The sequence below is a fragment of the Parasphingorhabdus sp. genome (assembly GCF_041748495.1).
GTDB lineage: Bacteria > Pseudomonadota > Alphaproteobacteria > Sphingomonadales > Sphingomonadaceae > Parasphingorhabdus.
In genome coordinates, this window is sequence record NZ_JBGTDD010000047.1 from 1 (window position 1) to 21,098 (window position 21,098).

Here is a 21,098-nt window from a genome sequence, read left to right on the forward strand (position 1 = left end):
GTCCCGAATCAGACTGGGCATCATTTCCATAGCCCAAATTGGGGATGCGAATCGAAATAAAACAATTAAAGTCAAGGCATTAGACGTAAATGGGGCTGTTTCCGAAGCATCGACATACCGAAACAATCAAGGCGAAACCTCGCCTGCGATTGTCGAGGCGTGGAGATTTTCAACAAGGTGACTGTCCACGCTGACCATCAATATTTTCGGTTTGCTTTTGCATTTCGAGGGGGAGTTTTTCGAGAGCGTGATCGCTGTCACGGGCGTCGAGACAGGACGTGAGGCATTGGGAAGATGCAATTGGGACTTTCGTTTACATTAATGGCGCGGGACCACGCGCAATTTGGGGGTATTTATGACAAGAATGAAATTTATCGGAGTGGCTGTACCTGCACTGCTGCTCGCTGGCTGTGCGACTGGGCCTGCCATGCAGAATGTGGCGACTGTCGCTGATCCGGTCGCGCGGGAAATGGCGTACCAGCAACTTCAGACCAATGCGCCCGTCCCCATCGAGGGGAATGCCGGCAAATATATGTCTCCCTTCACCACGGACGGCGTCACGGCCGAATGGGTGACGAAGGCAATGAAGGTACAAGCGAGCGGCGCGATCGGCGAAGCTGCGGGTCAAGTTGCAGCCAACCAGTTGCTGAGCAGCGTTCCCTTCGCCGGATTGTTCGGGGGGATGGCATCGAAAAGCCTGGCCCGATCGGCAGCAATGAGTTCGATCGGCGGCGAGGAATTCCTCAAAAGCAGCAGCGATCTCTCGTTCAACTCGCTGCCGGACATGGCGGCTTACATGTATGCCTTCCATTCTTCGCACGCGGAATATCGGCAAATCGTCAAAGCGACGGGTGCCATCTATCCCGATTTTGCCGGGATTTATGCCGGCAGCTATCCGCAACCCTGAGGTCGCGCCTCTCCCCACCATCGGGAAAGACACGTGGCGTCCCCACTAGGAGTAGACATGAAAAATATTACAACCGCGATGGCATTCGCAACGATCGCATTTGCCCTCGCCAATCCTGTGCATGCACAAAATAAACGGGGCGACCGCTCGGTCTATTCTTCACCCGACTCCCCTGGCGCCGTTCGCGGCGTCGGCACGGAGTCGCAGGACATCGTGTCGATGAGCGATCAGATGATGCGGGAATTGCTCACGGTTCCGCAGCTGATGAATGCCAAGCCTTCACCGCGCATCATCATCGACGCGCGGCATTTTCGGAACGAAAGCTCGGAAATGATCGACAAGGCCCTGATTACCGATCGCATCCGCGTGGGGTTGATCCGAGCGGCCCAGGGACGGGTTCGCTTCGTCGGTCGTGAATATATCGAAGCGACCGAAATGGAGCGCGAGCTCAAGGATTCGGGACAGGTGGATGTCGGTACGACCGGCCGGACCAGAGCCACTGCGGGAGCAGATTATCGTCTCGTTGGCCGCATTGGCACGCGAGACGCCGTAGATCCCCGCACGGGATTGCGCGAGCGTTTCAGCCAATATACGTTCGAGCTGCTCGATCTCGAATATGGCGAACTTATCTGGTCGAACCTTTACGAGTTCAAGAAGGCAACCACAGACAATGTGGTCTACCGATGAAGCGAGTGGGCATGAATGGTGCGCGGCTCGCTGTCGTGCTCGCTTGCGGCTTCTCTTCATCGGTGTCGGCGCAAAGCGCGCCGCAGGATCTGCAGCAATATGTGAACAAGTTGCAGGCGGAAGGTGAGCAGAACAGGGTTCTGAACCAACTGGAGATCGGCACCCGGCAACTCTGGGCCAGTGACATGGGGGGTGCCGCCGTTGCCTTTGATGATGCCATCGAAAAAATCGAAATGGTCTATTCCGGTGACCCTGCAGCCGCGAAGGCGCGAAGCCTGTGGCACGAGGAGGGAGCGAAGAGTTTCAAGGGCGAACCCTATGAACGCGCGATGGCTTATTATTATCGCGGGCTGGTCTACCTGCAAAAGGGTGACTATGAAAATGCCAGAGCCGCTTTCAAGCAAGGCCAGCTGCAGGACGCCTTTGCCGAAGAAGAGCAGTTCCAGACCGACTTTGCCCTGCTTCTGTTTCTCGAGGCCTGGGCTTCGCATCTCAACGGCGACGATGACCTTCGTGACGAGGCGCTAAAATATCTCACGGTTATGCGGCCGGACTTTCCGGGCATCAAAGACGATCAGGACACTCTGGTTCTGGTGGAAACCGGAACGGCCCCTCGCAAGCTGGGCGACGGCAGCAACCATTCCTATTTTGTTTTCCGACGGGGCAAAGGGTTCAAGGAGAACCGCGCCGTGATCGACGTCGCTGGGACGGAACTTCCTCTCTATCCGATGGAGGATATCTATTACCAGGCCGCGACGCGTGGGGGCCGGGAAATCGACAAGATTCTCAAAGGGAAAGCCAGTTTCAGGCAAACGGCCGGAAATATTAGCGACGCCCTTGCGACCGGCTCCACCGTCGTCTCCCGCATGGGTGCTAGCGACACTATCGCCGGAATTGGAGCAGGCCTGGCTGTGGTTTCCGCCATTGCCGCCTTCTCCTCCAAGCCGAAAGCGGACACCCGGGCCTGGCTTTCGCTTCCGGACACGATCCACGTCGCCACATTGTCTTCGCAGAACCAGCCCGCGGAAAAGGCGCTGGTGCGCTTTTTCGCCGGCGACATACCGGATGCCCAAACAGAACGCACTCTCCGCTTTCAAGTCGATCCGAACGGCCGGCGCTTGGCTCTGACACGATCAAGATAAACACTCTGAACAAGGAATATTTCCATGATGTCAATTCTCCGCACGAAAGTCATTTATAGCGCCGTGGCAGCTTCTCTGCTCGCTGGCGGCTGCACCACGTACCAGGCACCCGAAGGAGGGTACCGGATCGACAATCAGAATTCGGTAAGTCCTACGCTCAATACGGTCCGGGTGATCGATGGCTCTCTTGCCCGCTACAAGAACCGTCAATATGAAGTCCGGTCGGTTCTGGACGTGGAACGCGTCAACTTGAGCCGTTCGGCAACCGGTTTCCCGCAAATCAGCGTAGAATTTCGGAACAAGGCGGAGTTTGACATTCCGCTCGAGGTTCGCGCGAGCTGGTATGACGCTGCCGGCCGTCCCGTCGATGCTGCGGCGTCCTGGAGCCGTGTTTTCGCCCAGCCGATGTCGATGGCCCTTTTCACACAGACCTCATCGAACGCGGCAGCCAGCCAATATTACGTAGAGGTTCGGGCCGCACAATGAGCGGGAAAGGAATTTTGTAACATGCGCCTCCTACTCATCCTCTGTGCGGCTGCGACTGCCTTTCCCGGTGCCGAAGCCGTGGCCCAGATGCGTTCTGAACTGCCCGAAGTGGAACCGGGCTATGAACGTCCGGGGATGCCCGAAGCCATGTCTCGGCGCATGGACCCGGATCCGGAATGGGGCATGCGCCAATCGTTCGACGATTTCGGCGCATGGAACCGGCGGTCCGGCGCTCCCAAGATTCTGTTTTTCTGGAACCGAGAACTGACCGATGACAGTTCGTCCCGCTACCGGACGGTGAATCGGAGCGTGTCCGCCATCGCCTCTCGGCCTGGGCTGGTCGTCGGCGTCAGCGAGAGCACCACAGAGGACGAGGCCACGACGGGCGGCGAATATAGCGCCCTGCATTCGGAAGATTCGGCGGATCTGGAGAGCGGCTTTCTGAACGCTTTCCTGAGCACTGGCGCCAACATATTGGATCGACGTGCGCTCATGCGAAAGGTTTCGACCGGCCCGGAGCGAGGCGATCGGTCCGACAAGCAATATATGGAATCGCAGGCACTGGAACAAGGCGTCGACTATCTCGTGGAAGTGCTTCCCAATCCAGACGCAAATACGGAAACGGGTTTCCTGTTCACTGTGAAGATCACCCATCTGCCGAGCTCGACCATCAAAGCTCAATTCCGCACCGCAGCTGCACCGATGCGGGGACCGGCACGGCTGGTCGCCGGACCCGGCGGCTATCAGCGCCGGATCGAAGACCGTACGACGCCTGAAAACGTCGCCCGAACGCTTGCTGCCGAGACCATGCGCACCTTTTATTGACCGGAGATGCGACAGGCACGATGCACCGTCTTCTGCTCGCGCTCGCCACCTGTATATCGACCATCATAATCGGCACTCAGCCCGGACCGATGTCCTTCGGCTTCGGCATCTTGCCATTAATGAGAGTTGATCAACCGGCTCCGAATAGGGACTGATGCATTGGTCGGTCCGGACAGAGAGGATATATATTTCTCGTTCCTGACCGCCCGGGGTTTAGGGAGAGGGATATTGCGTGGCAGATAGGCTGACGACATCATGTGATATCGAGAGCAGACCCGATTGGGACGAGCTTTTGGAGAATGTCACGATCCGGTCTCCCGAAGATATCCGCAAGGCTGCCTATTTTCTGCATGATATTGCCCAGGCCAAAGGCTTCAGGGTCGCGTTATGCGCCGATATTTCATCGCGCCGGCCAATGGTGGATGCCGAGGGCAATTCCCTGAATGCCGATATTTTTGGCTGGGTGCAACAGCGCGAGCGATGGTGGCAAGACGCACAATATGCGCTGCATTCGCCGGTGCCCCGCGCCTGCCGCTATGAAAGCGAGCCCTTCTGGTGCGATGAAAGCGGATTTCATGGTTCTGCATCCAACGGATTTCTCGATGATATCGATGTGACCAGCTATTTTGCCAATAAGAGCAAGATGAATGGCCGGCATAGCCATCTGATCATCGTACCGGTTTATCTGCCTTTTGGCCAGATTTCTGCCAACAGCTTCCCGTGGACCGGCGATCATGCCGACAGCTTTCCCCAGCAATTTGCGAGATATGGCAATCTGTTCGGCGCGCTGACCAGGCGACTGATTTCAGGCTATGTTTCGGTATCGCGCAAATCAAGCCACATCGCTCCGAACTGCCGTCTGTCGAAAAGGGAAGCGGAATGCATCCGCTGGGCTTCGATCGGAAAAACCGACGAGGAGATCGGCGAGATCATCTCTGTCTGCCGTTCCACCGTGCGCTATCATATCAGCCGTGCCGCTGAAAAGCTGCAAGCCGTGAACCGCACCCAGACCGTATTCAAGGCGACCCAGCTGGGATATCTCGGCAACAGCTACTAGCCGCCTTGCCACCATCGATGCCTCTGTCGGCGAGACTCTGCAAATCACGGATCTGCAAACATTTTGAATGGCAAAATGTGATCTTCAAGACACAATATTCCATATTTCGATCATTTCTTGACCTTTTGGCCAGTTGAGCATCCCGCTGCCCCTCGTCATTCTCCAACCCTGATGATGCTGGAGCAACCGGCACATCAACCGACTCCGCCACATCGAATGGCGAGAGCAAATGGGAGAGAAATATGTCAGACCGTCCGCAGCGCCAGGAATCCGCATCCCTCGTCCAGTCGGCGAGATGTCTTTTGATGGGAACCGCAGCCACCCTCGCCATTTCCGGCTTTACCGCCCCGGCCTTTGCGCAGGATATGGTGGAAGAAGAGGATGACCGGGTCATCATCGTCAACGCGCGCAAGCAGAACGAAACGCTGCAGGAAACGCCGGTCACGGTCACATCGATCAGCAGCGAGACGCTGGACAAATTTCAGGTCAACGAAGTCGCTGACGTGGTCAGCCGGATCCCGGCTCTCAATGTACAGGTCGGCGGCTCGGGTGCGGGCGGTCAGATCAGCCTGCGCGGTGTCGGCACCACCAATATCTCTGCTGCCTTTGACTCGGCCGTTGCCTTTGATTTCGATGGCGTTTCGATCAGCACGATGCGGCTGGTGCAGGCATCCTTTTTTGATGTCGAGCAAATTGACGTGCTGAAAGGCCCGCAATCGCTGTTCTTTGGCAAGAGCGCTTCCGCCGGCGTGTTTTCGGTACGCTCCGCCAACCCGACCCGGGAGTGGGAAATCGGTGGCAAGGCATCCTACGAGTTTGAAGAAGAAGGCTATACGGTCGGCGGATATATTTCCGGTCCCCTCAGCGACACATTGGGCATTCGCGTGGCCGCCCAATATCAGGACATCGACAAATATGTCGAACTGGAAGCGGGAACACCGTCGGTCTTCGCCAACAGCGGCAAGGGCCTCAAAAATTTCGTCGGGCGGGTGACCCTGCAATGGGATCCCTCGGATCGCTTCTCCGCCAATCTGAAGCTGAACTACAACCATAATGAGAGCGACAGCTTGCTCGGCCATTCCGATATCAGCTGTGGCGCCAACGGCGTTGCGGATCCTGTCTTCCTCGCTCTAACCGGGATATCCATTCCATCCAACGCGGTGTGCGACATTCAGGATGGGCGCTATCCGCATCCCGATGGCCATCCGGCCTTGCAGGTTATCGCCCCGGGAACGACCGGAGCAGACCGCTACAAAGGGCAATCCTATAACGAAACCAACACGTTTTTCATGCGCCTGGCAATGGATCTGGAGTTGAATGACTATCTGACGCTGTCATCGGTAACCGGCGTTCTCGATCTGGAAAACGAGCATGCCGATCATTTCAGCTATGTTGGCATTTTGCCCAATGGCGATCCCGGTGGATTGCCAGCACCCTTTTCCGATGCGCTGCAACAATATACGCAAGAACTCCGGCTCGCCAGCGACTTTGACGGCCCGTTTGATTTCATGGTCGGCGCGTTCTGGGAAAGCCGCAGCCAGCCGCTGCAAACATCGCAAAATGCCTTCATCGGTACTTTCCTGTTCCCGGACTCAAGAGGCATCGGTTATGACTGGGTCGCAAACCGGGCGACCAAGAGCGAAGCCCTGTCCTTCTTCGGCAGCGCCAGCTTCGATATAACCGACCAGCTGGAATTGTCCGGCGGCGTGCGCTGGACCGATGAGCAGAAGGTCCACAGAACCTCCTTCCCCTTCCTGCACAATGCCCTGACCTTCTTGAACGGGATTGTCGGCGGCATCGGTCTGGTGGTTCCGGAAGGCTTTCAGACGGGTCCGATCAAATTTTCCGACAGCAATATATCGCCGGAAGTCACCATCAAATATAAGGCCACCCCGGATCTGAATTTTTACGCCTCCTACAAGACCGGCTTCAAGTCCGGGGGTGTCGACAACAGCATCCTGCCGACAGCAGCACTGCAGTTTGTCACACCGGGTTTCGGCACCGATGCGCAGCGGGAAGCCGCGCTTAATTCGATCGTCTTCGATTCAGAAACCGCCAAGGGCGGCGAGATCGGGATGAAGGCGGTTTTCGGCAATGGTGCGTTTCGCGTCAATACGGCTGGTTTTTATTTCGTCTTCGACAATTTGCAGGTGCAGAATTTTGACGGCGCTGCCGTCCGCTTTCTGACAATCAATGCCGGTGAACTGACGACCAAGGGCTTCGATGTCGACTGGTCCTGGCGTACGCCGCTGGAAGGCCTCGGTTTTTCAGGTGCCCTTGGCTATACCGATGCCAAGTTCACGGACACGTTCATTTCTCAGGATCCCGATGGCATTCCCGGAAATGCCGATGACGTGGACCTGAATGGCCGAACCGCGGCGCGGGCGCCGAAATGGTCGGGCAATATCGCCTTCGATCTGGTTGTCCCGATGGGCGACGCGCTGGAGTTCGGCCTGAACGGCAACGCTTCGTACAGCAGCAAATATTTCGCCGGCAACAATAATTTCAATGACTTCGTGCAGGACAGCTACGTCGCGCTCGATGCAGCGGTCTCGATTGGCGATCCGGAGGGCAAGTGGAAATTATCCCTGATCGGTGTCAATCTGACGGACGAGCTTTGGGCCAATACGGTCGGCGACCGTCCGTTCCTGCCGCCCGGAGGCGATGACCGGGTGGTCACCCAGAATCGCGGCCGTCAGCTGTTTGTGGAGGCTGCCTTCAAATTCTGACCAGCATATTTCTCCCGTTGATCAGAATGGACCGGAACCGCTGGGGGCGGTTCCGGTTTCTGCTTTAACAGCTGATTGGCAAACCAGGCCGGACTATCGACCGGTTTGCTGATAGACCGGATCTTCGGGATAGCGGCCCGCCATGGTCAGCGCCGCCAATGCCGGATGCGCTCCATCATGGCTGGCTGCTGCATTCTGGCTCCAGCTCATCACCGGCTGGCGATACGAAATTTTCCACTGATTGCCGCGCTTTTCAAACCGGTCCAGATAGCGCCCCAAATAGGTCATTTCCCGATCTTCACCGTCGACTGACGCACTATAATGACAAGCGATCAACAGGGATTCGACCATGGCGCTGCCATGATCCTCGGCAAGATCGATCAGGATATTGCTGACCTGATGATGGGTCTGGGCAAAAGCCTTGATCGCATCCGGCAAGCTTTCGCAAAATTCATGGGCCGGTGATGCCGTTTCGCCATAGGCCGTGGTCGCGTCGATCCAATAGCAATGCTTCAGCGCCGCCTCGTCGGCCCGGTCCACCCCGCGGCAGTGCAAATGGATGATATCTTCGATCGCAGCACGATCTGCCAACGCCTCCGGACCGACCACCGTCCCGAATTTCTGCACCATCAATCCTCTCCCTCTGATCCCTGCAAAGCTATTCAAAAAGGCAATTTACCGGACGATGGCATCACTTACTATGATCCTTAATAACAGGATCTGGGCGAGGATGATCAGCACATATGACAAATTCCGATAGCGTCCAGAGCGCCATGGACAGGCTCGCAATCATGGAATTGCCCGGTCTCTACATGCGCGGACTGGACCGTCTGGATCGCGATCTGTTGCGGAGCCAGTTCTGGGATGACGCTTATCTGGACTATGGTATCTATGCTGGCGACCCGGACGGCTTTGCCGATTTCTGCATGGAGGCGCTATCCGGTCATCTCGCCAACCATCATATGATCGGTCAGAATAATATCGATGTTCAGGGCGAAGAGGCTTTTGGCGAAGTCTATTTCTATGCCTTTCACAGGGTCGTCGGAGACGACGGTGAACCTCGTGATATTATGATCAACGGCCGCTATCTTGACCGCTATGAAAAGCGCGGAGGTATCTGGAAGTTCGCCTATCGCAGCGAGGTCGTCGACTGGGCCCGTGATGATCCGGCCGCTGACCAGTTTCTTTCGGGGTCCGGCAATATATTCGGGAAACGTAAACCGGAAGACCCCCTCTACAGGCGCGAAATGATGCGCCGTCCGGAACGCCGTTCATGAACCATGACTTGACCAAACCAGCAGATCCCAAGCTTGCTCCTGGCGAAGCGCGGTGCCCGGGTCCTTCGCTGCAAGATATATATGATGCGGACGGCGATGCCGTCCCCGCCGCCATGCGGGTCGAACAATATGAGTTTCTGGGTGACGAGGATCTGTCCTTTGATCGCTATTTCAATCCGGACTTCGAAAAGGCGGAACATGAAAGATTGTGGAACCGGACATGGCAATGGGCTTGCCGGGAAGAACATATTCCGGCGAAGGGCGATCGCTATGTCTATGATATCGGACCCTATTCGATTCTGGTCGTGCGCGGCGAAAATGGCAAGATCCGCGCCTTCGCCAATTCCTGCCCGCACCGCGGCATGCAGTTCGCAAGGGCCGGGAGCGCAGGCGTCAAGCGGGCGACAATCCGCTGTCCGTTCCACGGGATGACGTTCAACCTCGACGGGTCGCTCAATGAAATTCCCTGCCGCTGGGACTTTCCGCATCTGAACGAGGATAATTTCCGTCTCACCGAAGTGCAATGCGATAGCTGGGGCGGCTTCGTCTTCATCAACATGGACCCGGACGCGCCGCCGCTGGCCGAATATCTGGAGGTCATCCCCGAACATTTCAAATTGTGGACAATGGATGACCGCTATGTCGCGCTGCACAGCGAAAAAATACTGCCGGCCAACTGGAAGATGGCGATGGAGGCCTTTCTCGAGGCCTTTCACGTTCTGGAAACGCATAGCCAGGCAGTCGCGACCGCCGGTGATGCCAATGCGCAATATGATATATTCGGCAAGAATGTCAGCCGTTTCATGCACGCGATCGGGGTTCAAAGTCCGCATATTCAGACCGACTTCACGCAAAAGCAGATCTTCGCCAAGCTGGGCCGAGACCCCGATATCCTGCCGGAAGGGGAGACTGCCCGTGCCTATCATGCGCAGCTGCTCAGGGAAGAATATAGCGAAAAATTCGGCGTGGATCTGTCCGACCGTTCCACCGGCGAAATGCTCGACAGCATCGAATATTTCCTCTTTCCCAATGCCTTTTTCTTTCCCGGGATCAATATCCGGCTGTCCTACCGCTTTCGTCCGATCGACGTCGACCACTGCCTGCATGAAATTCTCATATTGCAGCCGGTCCCGGCAAATGGCGAGCGCCCTGCCCCGGCAAAACCCGTCCGGCTGGGGATTGATGATAGCTATACCACCATCGAGGGTTTTGACCTGGCCGAAATACTCGATCAGGACACGGACAATCTGATGATGCAGCGGAACGGGGCAAAGGCGTCGCTGAAGGGCGCGCAGTCGCTGGGCAATTATCAGGAAGCCCGCATCCGCAACCTCCATCGCACTCTGGACGAATATATCAAAAGCTAGACGCTCTCACTCGATTGTCCCTGCGGGTTCGCCATTCTGCCGTGACATTGTCTTACGCTGCGGGCCCACCCCAGCCGCGCGGGTACATTTGCTAGAAAACCGGCCGTATCAGCCTGCCTTCGGGGTAAATCCGATGTGCAGCTCCTTAAGCGAGCGGAGCAGGAAATGCGGATGGATGGCAAAGTCATTCTTGCCCTCGATGAACCACATGTCCTCGAACCGGTCGATCACCGCGGTGAACCCCCAGATCAGTTCGCGCCGGGCCAGCGGTGCACCCAGGCAATGGTGGACACCGGAACCGAAACCCATATGGGCACCGGCCCGCTTGCGTTCCAGATCGATCTTGTCCGGGCATGCAAAGATTCTCTCGTCCCGATTGGCGGCGGCAAAGCGGATATTGATCAGCGACCCCCTGGGGATCGTAACGCCGTGCATCTCCACATCTTCACCAGCGAAGCGCATCAGGCTCTGGACCGGTGATTCCAGCCTGACCACCTCCTCGACAAAAGTCTTCATATATCGGTCGGGATCGCCTTTCAGCTGCTGCCAGATGTCCTTGTTCTCGATCAGCAGCCTGATGCCACCGGCCAGGGCGTTGGATGTCGTCTCGCTGCCGCCGACAAATGTATCCGCCATCATTTCGGCGTGCAGTTCATTGTCATTGAGCGGCCTGCCCCATTCCTCGATCACCCGGTTGACCAGTTCGCTGAGCAGGCTGTCATCGGGGTTTTCGCGCAGTCTTTCGAAAATCGGATGGAAATATTGCTGCCCTTCAATCTCGCGGTCAACCATTTCCAGCTCGGTTTCCTCGTCGAGCATCATTGATATGCGGTGAAAGAAGGCATCGGTCCAGCGCTTGATTTTCCACATATCTTCGCGCGGTGCGCCCATCTGCTCGCCGATGATATAGAGCGGCAGCGGCACGGCGAACTGGCTGACCCAGTTACACTGACCATCCTCGAGGAAGCCGTCGATCAATTCATAAGACAATGTCTCAACTAGCGAATCCATCATTTTGATTTTGCTTGGCTTGAATGCCTCGTTGAACATCGCCCGCATCTGCTTGTGATTGGGATCATCGCGGCTTCCCAACGTCGGTTCGGGAACCCAGCCCTTTTGCTCGAAACGCTGTCGCACCGCTTGCTGGCGTTCGGCACTGCCGGTTTTGCCGAAAGCGGCAAACTTCTTCGGACTGCTGGAAAATGTGTCCGGATCGAGCAGTATCCGCCGCACATCTTCGTAGCGGGTGATGACATAGATGTCGGTGCCAGGCTGTTTGTAGACCGGCGCTTCGTTGCGCAGGATCTTGTAGGCATCATAAGGGCAATGCTGCGTTTCAACATCAAGCAGATTGATACCGGGATCGCCCTTGGTCGCCATTTTATTTCTCCCTAGCGCACCTGGATTTTTTCCTCACCCCAAGGTGCAATGGTTTCGGATTTCTGAAACGCTTCCGGCAGTTCGTCGACCATGTGCATGGTCGCTCCCAGCCGTCCGAAGCCGACAAAAAAGGCGCAGGTCATGCCGAGCTCGACAATTTGTGCCTCGGTGAAATGCTTTCGCAGGCCGGCGTGCACGCTGTCGTCGATTGCCAGATGATCGGTGGCCATCAGTTCGCCATAATGGAGCGCCGCTTTTTCCGCATCGCTGAGATTGGTCGCTTCCTGCGGCTTTTCCAGCGAGCAGACCGCGCCTTCGTCGACGCCGTCATTGACCGCGTCGGTATAGCGGATTGCCATGCAGCTGCGGCACTGGTTGAAGAAGGCGATCCGCAAACGAACCAGCTCGACCAGTCGCTCCGGCAGACTGCGGCCTCGCTTGAGCGCGCCGCCGAACTGCATCAGGCCGAGCGCCTGTTCCGGACAATGGGCAAAATAGCGGACCAGCCCCTGTTCAAGATCGGTGGCGGCATCGGGATTGACGGCATCGCGGATTCGCGGATCCCAGTCCTCCGGCGGCAGTTTCGATATCCGGCTCATCCGATCCTCTCCAATCTGTCAATGGCGTATGATCGAGAATAGGTTTTACTGGCGGCAAAGACACTGTCGATTTGGAGGAGGAGAGGATATGGACAAGACGCCCAATCACGCGCTGAGTCCAATGACCTGTCCGGTGGCAGTAGAAGATGTCGATCTGTTCGGCGGCGGCGCGGCGGAGCACTGGTACGAGGCCTATGACCTATTGCATCGGGAAGCTCCGGTACAGCGCCTGCCGGGCGAAGGGCTGACACCCGACAAGGATGCTTTCATTCTCACCAAACACGCGGATATTTCGCGGGTGGTGAGGGACTGGGACCGTTTTCCGCCGACACTTTCGCTGCTCGTCGAGCAGATAGAGGCGACGGGCAGTTTGCCGAACGAGATGCCCGATCTCGATGCGATGATCATTTCGATCTGCTCGCTAAGGCCGACGGCTGAACTGTGGCGCGCGCACCGACAAGAACTGACCGATCCGTGGGTCGGGCCCGGGGCCGGGCGTCATCAAGCCATGATCACGGACCATGTCGATTGTCTGATCGACCAGTGGATAGCTGAGGACGAAGTGGATTTCGTCCGGCAGTTTGCCCGGCCCCTGCCCCAGCGTACCATGGCGTCGGTCCTCGGCTTTCCGCTCGAGGATGTGTCCCGGTTGGCGATTTGGGGCAACGCACAGGTCATGTCCTACGTTCACGGCTGCGGGCACAATAACAAGCTTTCCGCCGAACAGACGGTCGAGAAATTCCGGCTGCTCGACGGCTTTTCGGATTATGTCCGGCAAAAGACCCGCGAGAAGCGCGCCAGTCCGCAGGACGACATGGTCAGTTTCCTGACTCAGGTTCACTATAAGGCGCTCGACCGGAAGCTGACCGACGAAGAAATCAATGGCGTCGTTTACGCCATGGTCATTGGCGGACTCGAGACCACCCAATATGCGATCTGCGAGCAAGCACAGCTGATCTGCGAGCGTCCCGGCCTGTTCCAGAGACTGAAGGCCGACCGCAGTCTGATCCGTGCCTTCATCGAGGAAGGCATGCGGCTGCGGTCGCCGACCCAGGGCCTGTCAACGCGGATCACCAGTCAGGACGAAATATTTCAGGAAGTGAGGGTGTCGGCCGGTTCCTCGCTCCATCTCCGCTGGGGTGCCGCCAATATCGATCCGGAGGAATTTGAAGACCCGAAAGCATTGAAACTCGACCGCAAGGCGGTGACCCGCCATCTCGCCTTTTCCGCTGGTCCAAGAGTCTGCCCGGGCGCCGGATTGTCGCGGCTGGAACAGACCATAGCCTGGAACCGGCTGCTCGACCGGCTGGATGACATCCAATATGGCGCGGACAATGATTTTCTGCACCAGCCCGGCATCATGCTCGGGACCAACAGATTGAATCTGACCTTTACCCCGGCATAGGAGAATCGCAATGGCCACCCTGCTCGCGCATATAAGAATCAAACCCGGCAAGGAGGCTAAGTTCGAGGCGATTACCGCGGACATGGTCAAACAGACGCTCGAGTCCGAAACCGGCGTGCTGCGTTATGAATATTGGAAAGGGCAGGAAGAGAATTTTTATTATTGCCTGCTCTCGTTCGAGGATAAATGGGCCTTCTACCGTCACCAGATGTCGGACCATCATGAGGGTCATGATTTTGAGGATGTGATCGCCGACATCAAGCTGGAATATGTCGATCCGGTCAAAGGCGCTGGCGGCGGATTGCCGGCAACCGCCGACCCGGCGCTGACGGCGGAGATGGCAGAGGCAATGGCGATTGCGCAGGAGCGTTTCCCGCTGGACATCGCAAGTTGGTGGACCGGGAGGAAATAGCTGCATGACAGCACCGATTGCAGTGGTTACTGGCGGGGCAGTTGGCATCGGCCGCGCCATCGCCGTTGCCGTCGGTGAGCGCGGCGGGACGGTATTCAATATCGATCCCGCCGGGCAGCAGAATCGGGAGACGGAAGGGCTGGTCGAACGCGCGGGCGGAAAGTGCATCAGTTTCGCGAAAGACGCGGGTGATGCAGGAGCGGTGAAGACGATTTTCGCTGAGATTGAAGGTCAGGTCGACCGGATTGATCTGCTCGCGAACAACGCCGCAATCTGGAACAACAGCTCCCTGACCGGTGGCGACTATGACAGCCAGACCGCCGCCTTTGAACAGGCTCTGCGCTCTTGCACCATCGCCGCCTTTTGCTGCGCGATGGCCGCGGTGCCGCTGCTGGCAAAGTCGTTAAATGCGAACATCGTCAATCTCAACGCCGATCATCTGGATGAAGACCGGGCACTTACGCGCATTGCGGGGGCCAGCGGTTATGATTGCGCCAAGTTCGGCCTGTCACGCCTGACGCGCAGTTGGGCTCTGGAACTCGCAGGATTGCGCATCAGGGTCAACGAACTGTGCTTCGGCGCGGTCGACACCCCGATGCTGCGTGCGGTCGACCCGGCGTTGGCCGAAATGGGGATGCGGGCGGACGATATTGCCACCGCTGTTCTCCATATCGTCGATCAGGGCCCGATCGGCATCACTGGCCGATCTTGCCGGTTCGGCTTTAGCGGGACACCGCGAGACCAAAGTCGGCGACAGATTGCCAGGTTGAAAATTTCCCCCGAGTAGGACTGGCCACCGGCCAATGTCTATTCCGCTTCGGCGCTCTTGTCATATTTGAGTTCGAGATAGCGGCCCCGGATCGACAGATTGTCGATATCGCCCTTGGCAATTTGCTGGGTCACGCCGGCGATTTCCTTTTCGATCAGCGTCAGCCCGTTGATCAATTGCTCGTCCGGTGACTGGCCGCTGTCATTGCTCTGGGAGCGCAGCGAGACCGGAATCGCTCGATAGCCATTGATCAGCTCGGGCAGATGCTCGCCGACTAGCTTGCGAACTTCATAGGCGGCACTGTCGCCCTCGTTGAGCTTGTTCAGTTGCGGCGAGAGCATATCCAGCTGGACGCCGATGCCGTTGACAATCTGCACCGCTGGTGCCGGCAGCGCCGGTCGCTGATTTTCGAGCCAGATTTCGGTCTTGCCGGCCAGCGATTTCAGATCCGACTTCAGGATCGTTTCCGGCGTCGGCATTTTCATCTTGGGAAAGGACATCGATGCCCAGATGCCGCCCGCAATCAGTGCGGCAGAGATCATCACACCCCAGAAACCGATACCGCTCAAAATTCCACCGATGATGCTGGCTCCCACCAGCACGCCGACAGTCCATAATGCGGCGCGACCGAACTTCTTGAACAGATGGCTCTGTTTCAGCTTGTGGGAACGATGGCCGATGGAGCGCCGAAACTGGGATTCGCGAAGAACTCTGGCCGCGCCGTCATAAATTTCCTGATTGGTCTGGGACACCGGGTTCTAGGCCTCCAGTGCCGTCAGGGGATTTTCGGAAGGCGCTCCCAATTGCGCCTTGGCCTGGCCTTCGGAGCGGGCGATATAGCCTTTCGACTTCTCGATCTCGCCCGACAGGCTATTCACCGTCGCCTTCATGTTTTCCAGCGCCTTCAGTTTGAACGTGTCGATATTGTCCATCGTGTCATAGACATTCTGGAACGCTCGTTGCAGCGTTTCGAGCGGGATGGTCGCCGACGCGGCCTGTTCGTGAATCTGGGCGGTCTGGTTTTTCAGCATCTCGCTGGTGCTGTCGATCACGCCGGCAGTGGTGGTGTTGAGTGCGGTTATCTGGTCGAGCACCAGCTTCTGGTTGGTCAGGGCCTGGGCAACGGTAACCCCGGTGCGCAGCGCGCCCACAGTCGTCGTACTGGCCCGGTCGACGCCCTTGACCAGTTCGACATTGTTGCGTTTCACCAGATCGAGCGCAAGATAGCCTTGCACCGTTACCGCCATCTGGGTCAGCAGATCCTGGGTCCGTTGCCGGACATAGAAAAGCGCGCTTTCCCTGATGGCCTTGGCCTTGGCCGGGTCGGTCGCGTCCAGTTCCGCTGCCTTGTCTTCCAGCCTTTGGTCCATCACCTTGGAGACATGGATCATCTGCTCCAGCCGGCCCATCGCCGCCCAGAGATTCTTGCGCTCGACATCGATTGCGGCATTGTCCATCAGCAATTCGTCCTTGCCGGAGCGTAGCCGGTCGAGAATTGCGGCGATATGGCCCTGCGCGCTTTTGTAACCATCGAAATAGTTGCGCATCTTGTTGCCAAAGGGAATGATCCCGAAAATCTTCTTCTTGGTGGTCAGGTTGCCGCGCTTGCCGGGATCGAGATCCTCAACGGTTCGGCGCAATTCAGCGAGATCGGAACCGATACCGCTTTCCTCGTCCATTGACCGGATCGGACGATCGAGAAATCGGTTGGACTGGCCCGCCGCTTCGGCGATTTCCTTGCGCCCCATATTGGTGATTTGGTCCACTTTCTTGCCAAATTCCGGACTATTCTGATCCTGAGCGATCAGATCGGCAATGAAATCGTCGACTTTTTCCTCAAGCTTGGAGCGGATCTCGTCGCCAACCGGCACCAGGCCAGCAGCTTTGTCAGGCGCAACGGCGACCACCGGCTCCGGCGGGGTCAATTTCAACTCTTCGGTTGCAGTAATCGTTTCGGTCGCCATATTGTTCAGCCTCCCTGTCCCGGCACCAGTGCGGGACTTTCCCTATAAATGGATGCAAATGCCCTGCTTTTCAAGCATTTCAACTGCTGTATTATTAATATAATACAGTTTTTCGCGACAGGTGCAACAAGCTTCCAATTCTTCCAGCTTTGGCGACGCTCAGCCTTCCAGCGCCTGCGCCACCTGCGGCGTGATTTTTTCGACGATGATATCAATACCTTCGGCGTTCGGGTGCAAGCCATCAGGAAGGAAAAGATCGGGCTGGCCAAACACCCCGTCCATGAAAAACGGATAGAGTGCGACATCATATTTCTTGGCCAGAGCCGGGTAGATGATGTTGAATTCGTCGCTGAACTCTGACCCCAGATTCGGCGGGGCCAGCATGCCGGTCAGCATCACGGCAATGCCGCGATCCTGCAGATTCTCGATCATCGCATCGAGATTGGCTCGGGTGTCTGAGGGCTTCAGGCCGCGCAGCAGATCATTGCCGCCAAGACCCAATAGCACCAGATCGGGTTTGCGCGAAAGGCTGTCGATGACGAAATCCATTCGCCGGAGCCCAGCCGCCGTCGTGTCGCCCGACACGCCGGCATTGTGAACCCGCACATCCCTGCCCATAGCCTGCAACGCCTCTTGCAGTTCCGGTGCAAAGCCCTCTTTCTGGTCCACGCCATAGCCGGCATAGAGACTGTCACCAAAGGCGACGATCAGAATTTCCGCTTCCCCCATGTTGGCGTCACTGCCGCTGTTTACAGCGGATTCGACCTTCGCGGTTTCGGCTGTCGTCGCAGTTTCTTTGACCGGCTCTGCGCTGCAAGCGATCAAAAGTTGAAGAAACGCCAGTGAGAGCCCATATGTTATAAAGTTCCTCAACATCGGATATCCTTTCCCCCATGATCCAAAAATCCGCCGCATCCAGCGACGCCGCCATGAACGAACCCCATATTGCGATTGCAGCCCGGAATGTCACCCTCTCTTTGGGAGAAGGTGATGCAAGGGTCGACATATTGCGTGGCATCAATCTGTCGATCGAGGCTGGCAAGACGGTCGCCCTGCTGGGACCATCGGGTTCCGGGAAATCTTCACTGATGGCAATACTATCAGGGCTGGAGCGAGCAAGTGGTGGATCGGTCGATATAGCCGGAGCCGATTTTGGCACGATGTCCGAAGATCAGCTTGCAGTGGCACGGCGCGGCCGGGTCGGCATTGTTCTGCAGGCCTTTCATCTGCTTCCGACAATGACGGCACTGGAAAATGTCGCCGTTCCGCTGGAACTGGACGGCCAGTCGCAGCCATTCAAGATTGCGGCACAAGAGCTCGCTGCGGTGGGTCTTGGCGACCGGCTCGGACATTATCCAACTCAGCTTTCAGGAGGGGAACAGCAGAGGGTCGCAATAGCCAGGGCGATGGCTTCCCGGCCGACGATCATTTTCGCCGATGAGCCGACTGGCAATCTCGACGGGGCGACCGGCGACAAGATTATCACCTTGTTGTTCGATCGACAGCAGGCCACCAATGCAACTTTGCTGATCATCACCCATGATCCCGAACTGGCGAAGCGTTGCGACCGCATCATCGAATTGCGCGACGGCTTGATCGAGCGGGATAGCGCCGCGTGAACAATTCAGACCTCGGCAAAGCCTGGACAATTGCGCGCCGCGATCTGCGCGGAAGGTTTGCCGGGCTGCGACTGCTGATCGTCTGTCTGTTACTCGGAGTGGCAACGCTGGCGGCCATTGGCAGCCTGACCAATGCAATCACCGAAGAGCTCGCCAATCGCGGCCAGGCCATTTTGGGTGGCGATCTGGAATTGTCGGTCGCCCAGCGCGAGGCGAATACCGAGGAGCTGGCAGCCTTCAAACAGGCTGGAACCTTGTCCGAGACGCTGCGAATGCAGGCGATGGCGCGGCTACCGGATGGCAGCGATACGCAATTGGTGGAACTGAAAGGCGTGGACGGTGCTTATCCGCTTTACGGCGATTTCACGCTGGAGAATGATGAAACTGTCTCCGCGCCAGCACCGCAGGACATTTACGTCAGCCCTGCCCTGATGCAGCGCTTGTCGCTGGAACTGGGTGACCAGATTTCCTTCGGTCAATCCACGTTCACGATCAGCGGCGTGATAGCCGAAGAGCCGGACCGGCTCAGCGAAGGGCTGTCGCTCGGTCCTGTGGCCATCACCTCGATGGACGGTCTGCGAGCCACCCGATTGATTCAGCCGGGCAGTCTGTTCGAGAGCAAATATCGCCTCAAACTGCCGGCAACCGCTGACCCGGGCACCGTCGGTGACCAGCTCATTGAACAATTTCCCAACGCAGCATGGGACACCAAGACCCGGGACGATGGCGCGCCCAGCACGCGGCGCTTCATCGAACGGATGGGGCAATTTCTGACTCTGGTTGGCCTTGCATCGCTGGTCATCGCCGGTATTGGCGTCGGCAATGGCGTCGCTTCCTATTTGCGCGGCAAGCAAGGGGCAATCGCCACACTCAAGATCTTGGGCGCGGATAGCGCCATGATCTTTCGCATCTATCTGTTCCAGATCATGACAGTGGCGCTGGGCGCTATTGCTCTCGGTCTGGCGATTGGTGCCTTGGCACCGCTTGCAATCATCCAGATTGCCGGCGATGTCCTGCCTATCAAACCGGAATTTGCCATCTATCCGCTGCCGCTGCTGGTCAGTGCGCTTTATGGTTTGCTGATCGCCGTCATATTCGCCTTGCCGCCGCTGTCGCGGGCAAAAACAATCCCGGCGGCGGGCATCATCCGCGGTGAAGGACGGTCGTGGCGACAGATTGATCGGCAAAGCTGGATCGGTGTCGGACTTTCGATTGTCGCCATCGTTGCGCTTGCCCTGGCTACGGCCAATGAACCACTTTTTTCGGCTTCTTTCATCGGCGCGGCTGCCGCTATTTTACTCCTTCTGACCGGATTGGGCGCGTTGATTCGATGGTTGGCAAGCAAGGCCCCACGTCCGAAACATCCGCTATTGCGGCTGGCTTTGACCAGCCTCCACCGTCCCGGTACGCAGACCGGACAACTGGTTGTCGCGCTGGGACTGGGCCTGACGCTCTTCGCAACGCTAGCCGCGATCCAGACCAGTCTGACCAATGAAATCCGCTCGACCGTTCCACGCGACGCTCCCAGCTTTTTCGTCCTCGATATTCCGGTTGAACGCGCCGATGATTTCCGTGCCAAGGTTGCTGAAACCGCGAGCGATGCAGAGATCAATATTGTCCCAACGCTACGCGGCACCATCACCGAATTTGCCGGCCAGCGCGTATCGGAACTGGAAACACTACCGGAAGGAGCATGGGTGCTGCGCGGCGATCGCGGACTCACCTATAGCGCGACAATTCCCGAAGGCAGCGAAATCGTGGCCGGGGAATGGTGGGATGACAATTATGACGGACCTCCTCTGGTCTCGGTCGATGAAGAGCAAGGCCTGGCCCTGGGCCTGAAGATCGGGGACAGCCTCACAGTGAGTCTGCTTGGCGTTGAAATCCCGGCAAAAGTCGCTTCCTTCCGCAAGGTGAACTGGCGGAATTTCGGTTTCAACTATGTGCTGGTGTTCCCCCCGAATGTGCTTGCCAACGTGCCGCATAATGTCGCCGCAACCATCCAGCTGGACACAGCCAAGGAAGATCGCCTGCTCAGCATATTGCCACAAGAATTCCCGTCCATCTCGATGGTCAAGGTCAAGGAAATCGCATCCCAGATCGGTGACATATTGAACCAGATGGCGACGGCCATTGCCGCGGCTGCGTCGATCGCGATTTTTTCCGGTATCGCGGTGCTGATTGGCGCCATTGCCGCCTCTCGCCAGGCCCGGGTCTATGACAGCGTGATCCTGAAACTGCTCGGCGCGACACGGGCACAGATATTGACGGTTCAGGCGATCGAATATGCACTGCTAGCATTTATATTGTCGGCCGTAGCACTGGGTCTGGGCCTGTTTGCAGGCTGGTTTGTGATCACCCAGGTTTTCGAATTTACCTGGCAACCGGACTGGGCCGCTGTCCTGTTGACCCTGGCCATCGGTGCGATTGTGACCTTGGGGATCGGCTTGCTCGGTTCGATCCCGGTACTGTC

At 57.4% G+C, this 21,098-nt stretch carries 21 protein-coding genes; 15 read left to right on the forward strand and 6 right to left on the reverse strand.

The genetic code is table 11. The features are described 5' to 3' along the window. The 8 genes from ACEW8J_RS03645 to ACEW8J_RS03680 all read left to right on the forward strand — a co-directional run. Positions 1-181, forward strand: a 181-nt coding sequence (locus ACEW8J_RS03645) for a hypothetical protein (RefSeq protein ID WP_373490275.1), incomplete at its 5' end; no start/stop codon positions are given. 174 nt (positions 182-355) lie between these two features. After that, positions 356-907: a hypothetical protein gene (locus ACEW8J_RS03650; RefSeq protein WP_373490276.1), complete on the forward strand. Its 552-nt coding sequence runs from the start codon at positions 356-358 to the stop codon at positions 905-907. Positions 908-964: 57 nt separating this feature from the next. Continuing rightward, complete coding sequence (locus ACEW8J_RS03655; protein ID WP_373490277.1) at positions 965-1,594, forward strand: penicillin-binding protein activator LpoB; 630 nt, start codon at positions 965-967, stop codon at positions 1,592-1,594. 11 nt (positions 1,595-1,605) lie between these two features. Further along, on the forward strand, positions 1,606-2,736 hold the full coding sequence (locus ACEW8J_RS03660; RefSeq protein WP_373490278.1) for a hypothetical protein: 1,131 nt from the start codon (positions 1,606-1,608) through the stop codon (positions 2,734-2,736). Between the two features lie 24 nt (positions 2,737-2,760). Next, the gene (locus ACEW8J_RS03665) at positions 2,761-3,222 is read left to right on the forward strand and encodes a DUF1425 domain-containing protein (protein ID WP_373490279.1); all 462 of its coding nucleotides are present in this window, start codon (positions 2,761-2,763) and stop codon (positions 3,220-3,222) included. Positions 3,223-3,243: 21 nt separating this feature from the next. Then, positions 3,244-4,047, forward strand: coding sequence for a hypothetical protein (locus ACEW8J_RS03670; RefSeq protein WP_373490280.1), 804 nt, complete (start codon positions 3,244-3,246; stop codon positions 4,045-4,047). A gap of 232 nt (positions 4,048-4,279) precedes the next feature. After that, positions 4,280-5,104, forward strand: a complete 825-nt coding sequence (locus ACEW8J_RS03675) for a LuxR C-terminal-related transcriptional regulator (protein ID WP_373490281.1) — start codon at positions 4,280-4,282, stop codon at positions 5,102-5,104. Between the two features lie 242 nt (positions 5,105-5,346). Next, positions 5,347-7,833 (forward strand): TonB-dependent receptor, encoded by a 2,487-nt coding sequence (locus tag ACEW8J_RS03680; RefSeq protein ID WP_373490282.1) that lies wholly within the window; start codon positions 5,347-5,349, stop codon positions 7,831-7,833. Positions 7,834-7,926: 93 nt separating this feature from the next. Here the strand turns inward: ACEW8J_RS03680 and ACEW8J_RS03685 are convergent, their stop codons facing one another. Then, the gene (locus ACEW8J_RS03685; RefSeq protein WP_373490283.1) at positions 7,927-8,463 is read right to left on the reverse strand and encodes a nuclear transport factor 2 family protein; all 537 of its coding nucleotides are present in this window, start codon (positions 8,461-8,463) and stop codon (positions 7,927-7,929) included. A gap of 113 nt (positions 8,464-8,576) precedes the next feature. Here ACEW8J_RS03685 and ACEW8J_RS03690 point away from each other — a divergent pair, with 113 nt between their 5' ends. Continuing rightward, positions 8,577-9,110 (forward strand): nuclear transport factor 2 family protein, encoded by a 534-nt coding sequence (locus ACEW8J_RS03690; protein ID WP_373490284.1) that lies wholly within the window; start codon positions 8,577-8,579, stop codon positions 9,108-9,110. An 8-nt stretch (positions 9,111-9,118) separates the two neighbouring features. Next, entirely contained in the window at positions 9,119-10,477 is a 1,359-nt protein-coding gene (locus ACEW8J_RS03695; RefSeq protein WP_373490285.1) for an aromatic ring-hydroxylating dioxygenase subunit alpha, read from the forward strand. 108 nt (positions 10,478-10,585) lie between these two features. Here ACEW8J_RS03695 and ACEW8J_RS03700 read toward each other — a convergent pair whose 3' ends face one another. Together ACEW8J_RS03700 and ACEW8J_RS03705 are read right to left on the reverse strand one after the other, a co-directional pair. Next, complete coding sequence (locus ACEW8J_RS03700; protein WP_373490286.1) at positions 10,586-11,857, reverse strand: cytochrome P450; 1,272 nt, start codon at positions 11,855-11,857, stop codon at positions 10,586-10,588. Positions 11,858-11,868: 11 nt separating this feature from the next. Then, entirely contained in the window at positions 11,869-12,456 is a 588-nt protein-coding gene (locus ACEW8J_RS03705; RefSeq protein ID WP_373490287.1) for a carboxymuconolactone decarboxylase family protein, read from the reverse strand. Positions 12,457-12,544: 88 nt separating this feature from the next. Between ACEW8J_RS03705 and ACEW8J_RS03710 the strand changes: the two genes are divergently transcribed. The 3 genes from ACEW8J_RS03710 to ACEW8J_RS03720 are packed head-to-tail and all read left to right on the forward strand — an operon-like array spanning position 12,545 to position 15,060. Next, positions 12,545-13,861 (forward strand): cytochrome P450, encoded by a 1,317-nt coding sequence (locus tag ACEW8J_RS03710; RefSeq protein WP_373490288.1) that lies wholly within the window; start codon positions 12,545-12,547, stop codon positions 13,859-13,861. Between the two features lie 10 nt (positions 13,862-13,871). Further along, positions 13,872-14,273 (forward strand): antibiotic biosynthesis monooxygenase family protein, encoded by a 402-nt coding sequence (locus ACEW8J_RS03715; protein ID WP_373490289.1) that lies wholly within the window; start codon positions 13,872-13,874, stop codon positions 14,271-14,273. 4 nt (positions 14,274-14,277) lie between these two features. Next, a complete protein-coding gene (locus ACEW8J_RS03720) occupies positions 14,278-15,060 on the forward strand; it encodes an SDR family NAD(P)-dependent oxidoreductase (RefSeq protein WP_373490290.1) in 783 nt (260 codons plus the stop codon). 20 nt (positions 15,061-15,080) lie between these two features. On the opposite strand, the gene ACEW8J_RS03725 is transcribed toward ACEW8J_RS03720, so the two are convergent. From ACEW8J_RS03725 to ACEW8J_RS03735, 3 genes are all read right to left on the reverse strand, one after another. Next, complete coding sequence (locus tag ACEW8J_RS03725) at positions 15,081-15,794, reverse strand: hypothetical protein (RefSeq protein ID WP_373490291.1); 714 nt, start codon at positions 15,792-15,794, stop codon at positions 15,081-15,083. A gap of 6 nt (positions 15,795-15,800) precedes the next feature. Beyond that, on the reverse strand, positions 15,801-17,006 hold the full coding sequence (locus tag ACEW8J_RS03730) for a toxic anion resistance protein (protein WP_373490292.1): 1,206 nt from the start codon (positions 17,004-17,006) through the stop codon (positions 15,801-15,803). 159 nt (positions 17,007-17,165) lie between these two features. Then, positions 17,166-17,882, reverse strand: coding sequence for an arylesterase (locus tag ACEW8J_RS03735; RefSeq protein WP_373490293.1), 717 nt, complete (start codon positions 17,880-17,882; stop codon positions 17,166-17,168). Between the two features lie 17 nt (positions 17,883-17,899). On the opposite strand from ACEW8J_RS03735, the gene ACEW8J_RS03740 reads away from it, so the two are divergent. Together ACEW8J_RS03740 and ACEW8J_RS03745 are read left to right on the forward strand one after the other, a co-directional pair. Then, on the forward strand, positions 17,900-18,625 hold the full coding sequence (locus ACEW8J_RS03740) for an ABC transporter ATP-binding protein (protein ID WP_373490294.1): 726 nt from the start codon (positions 17,900-17,902) through the stop codon (positions 18,623-18,625). Further along, positions 18,622-21,098: ABC transporter permease (locus ACEW8J_RS03745; RefSeq protein ID WP_373490295.1), on the forward strand; the 2,477-nt coding region annotated here is incomplete at its 3' end. The genes ACEW8J_RS03740 and ACEW8J_RS03745, both read left to right, overlap by 4 nt.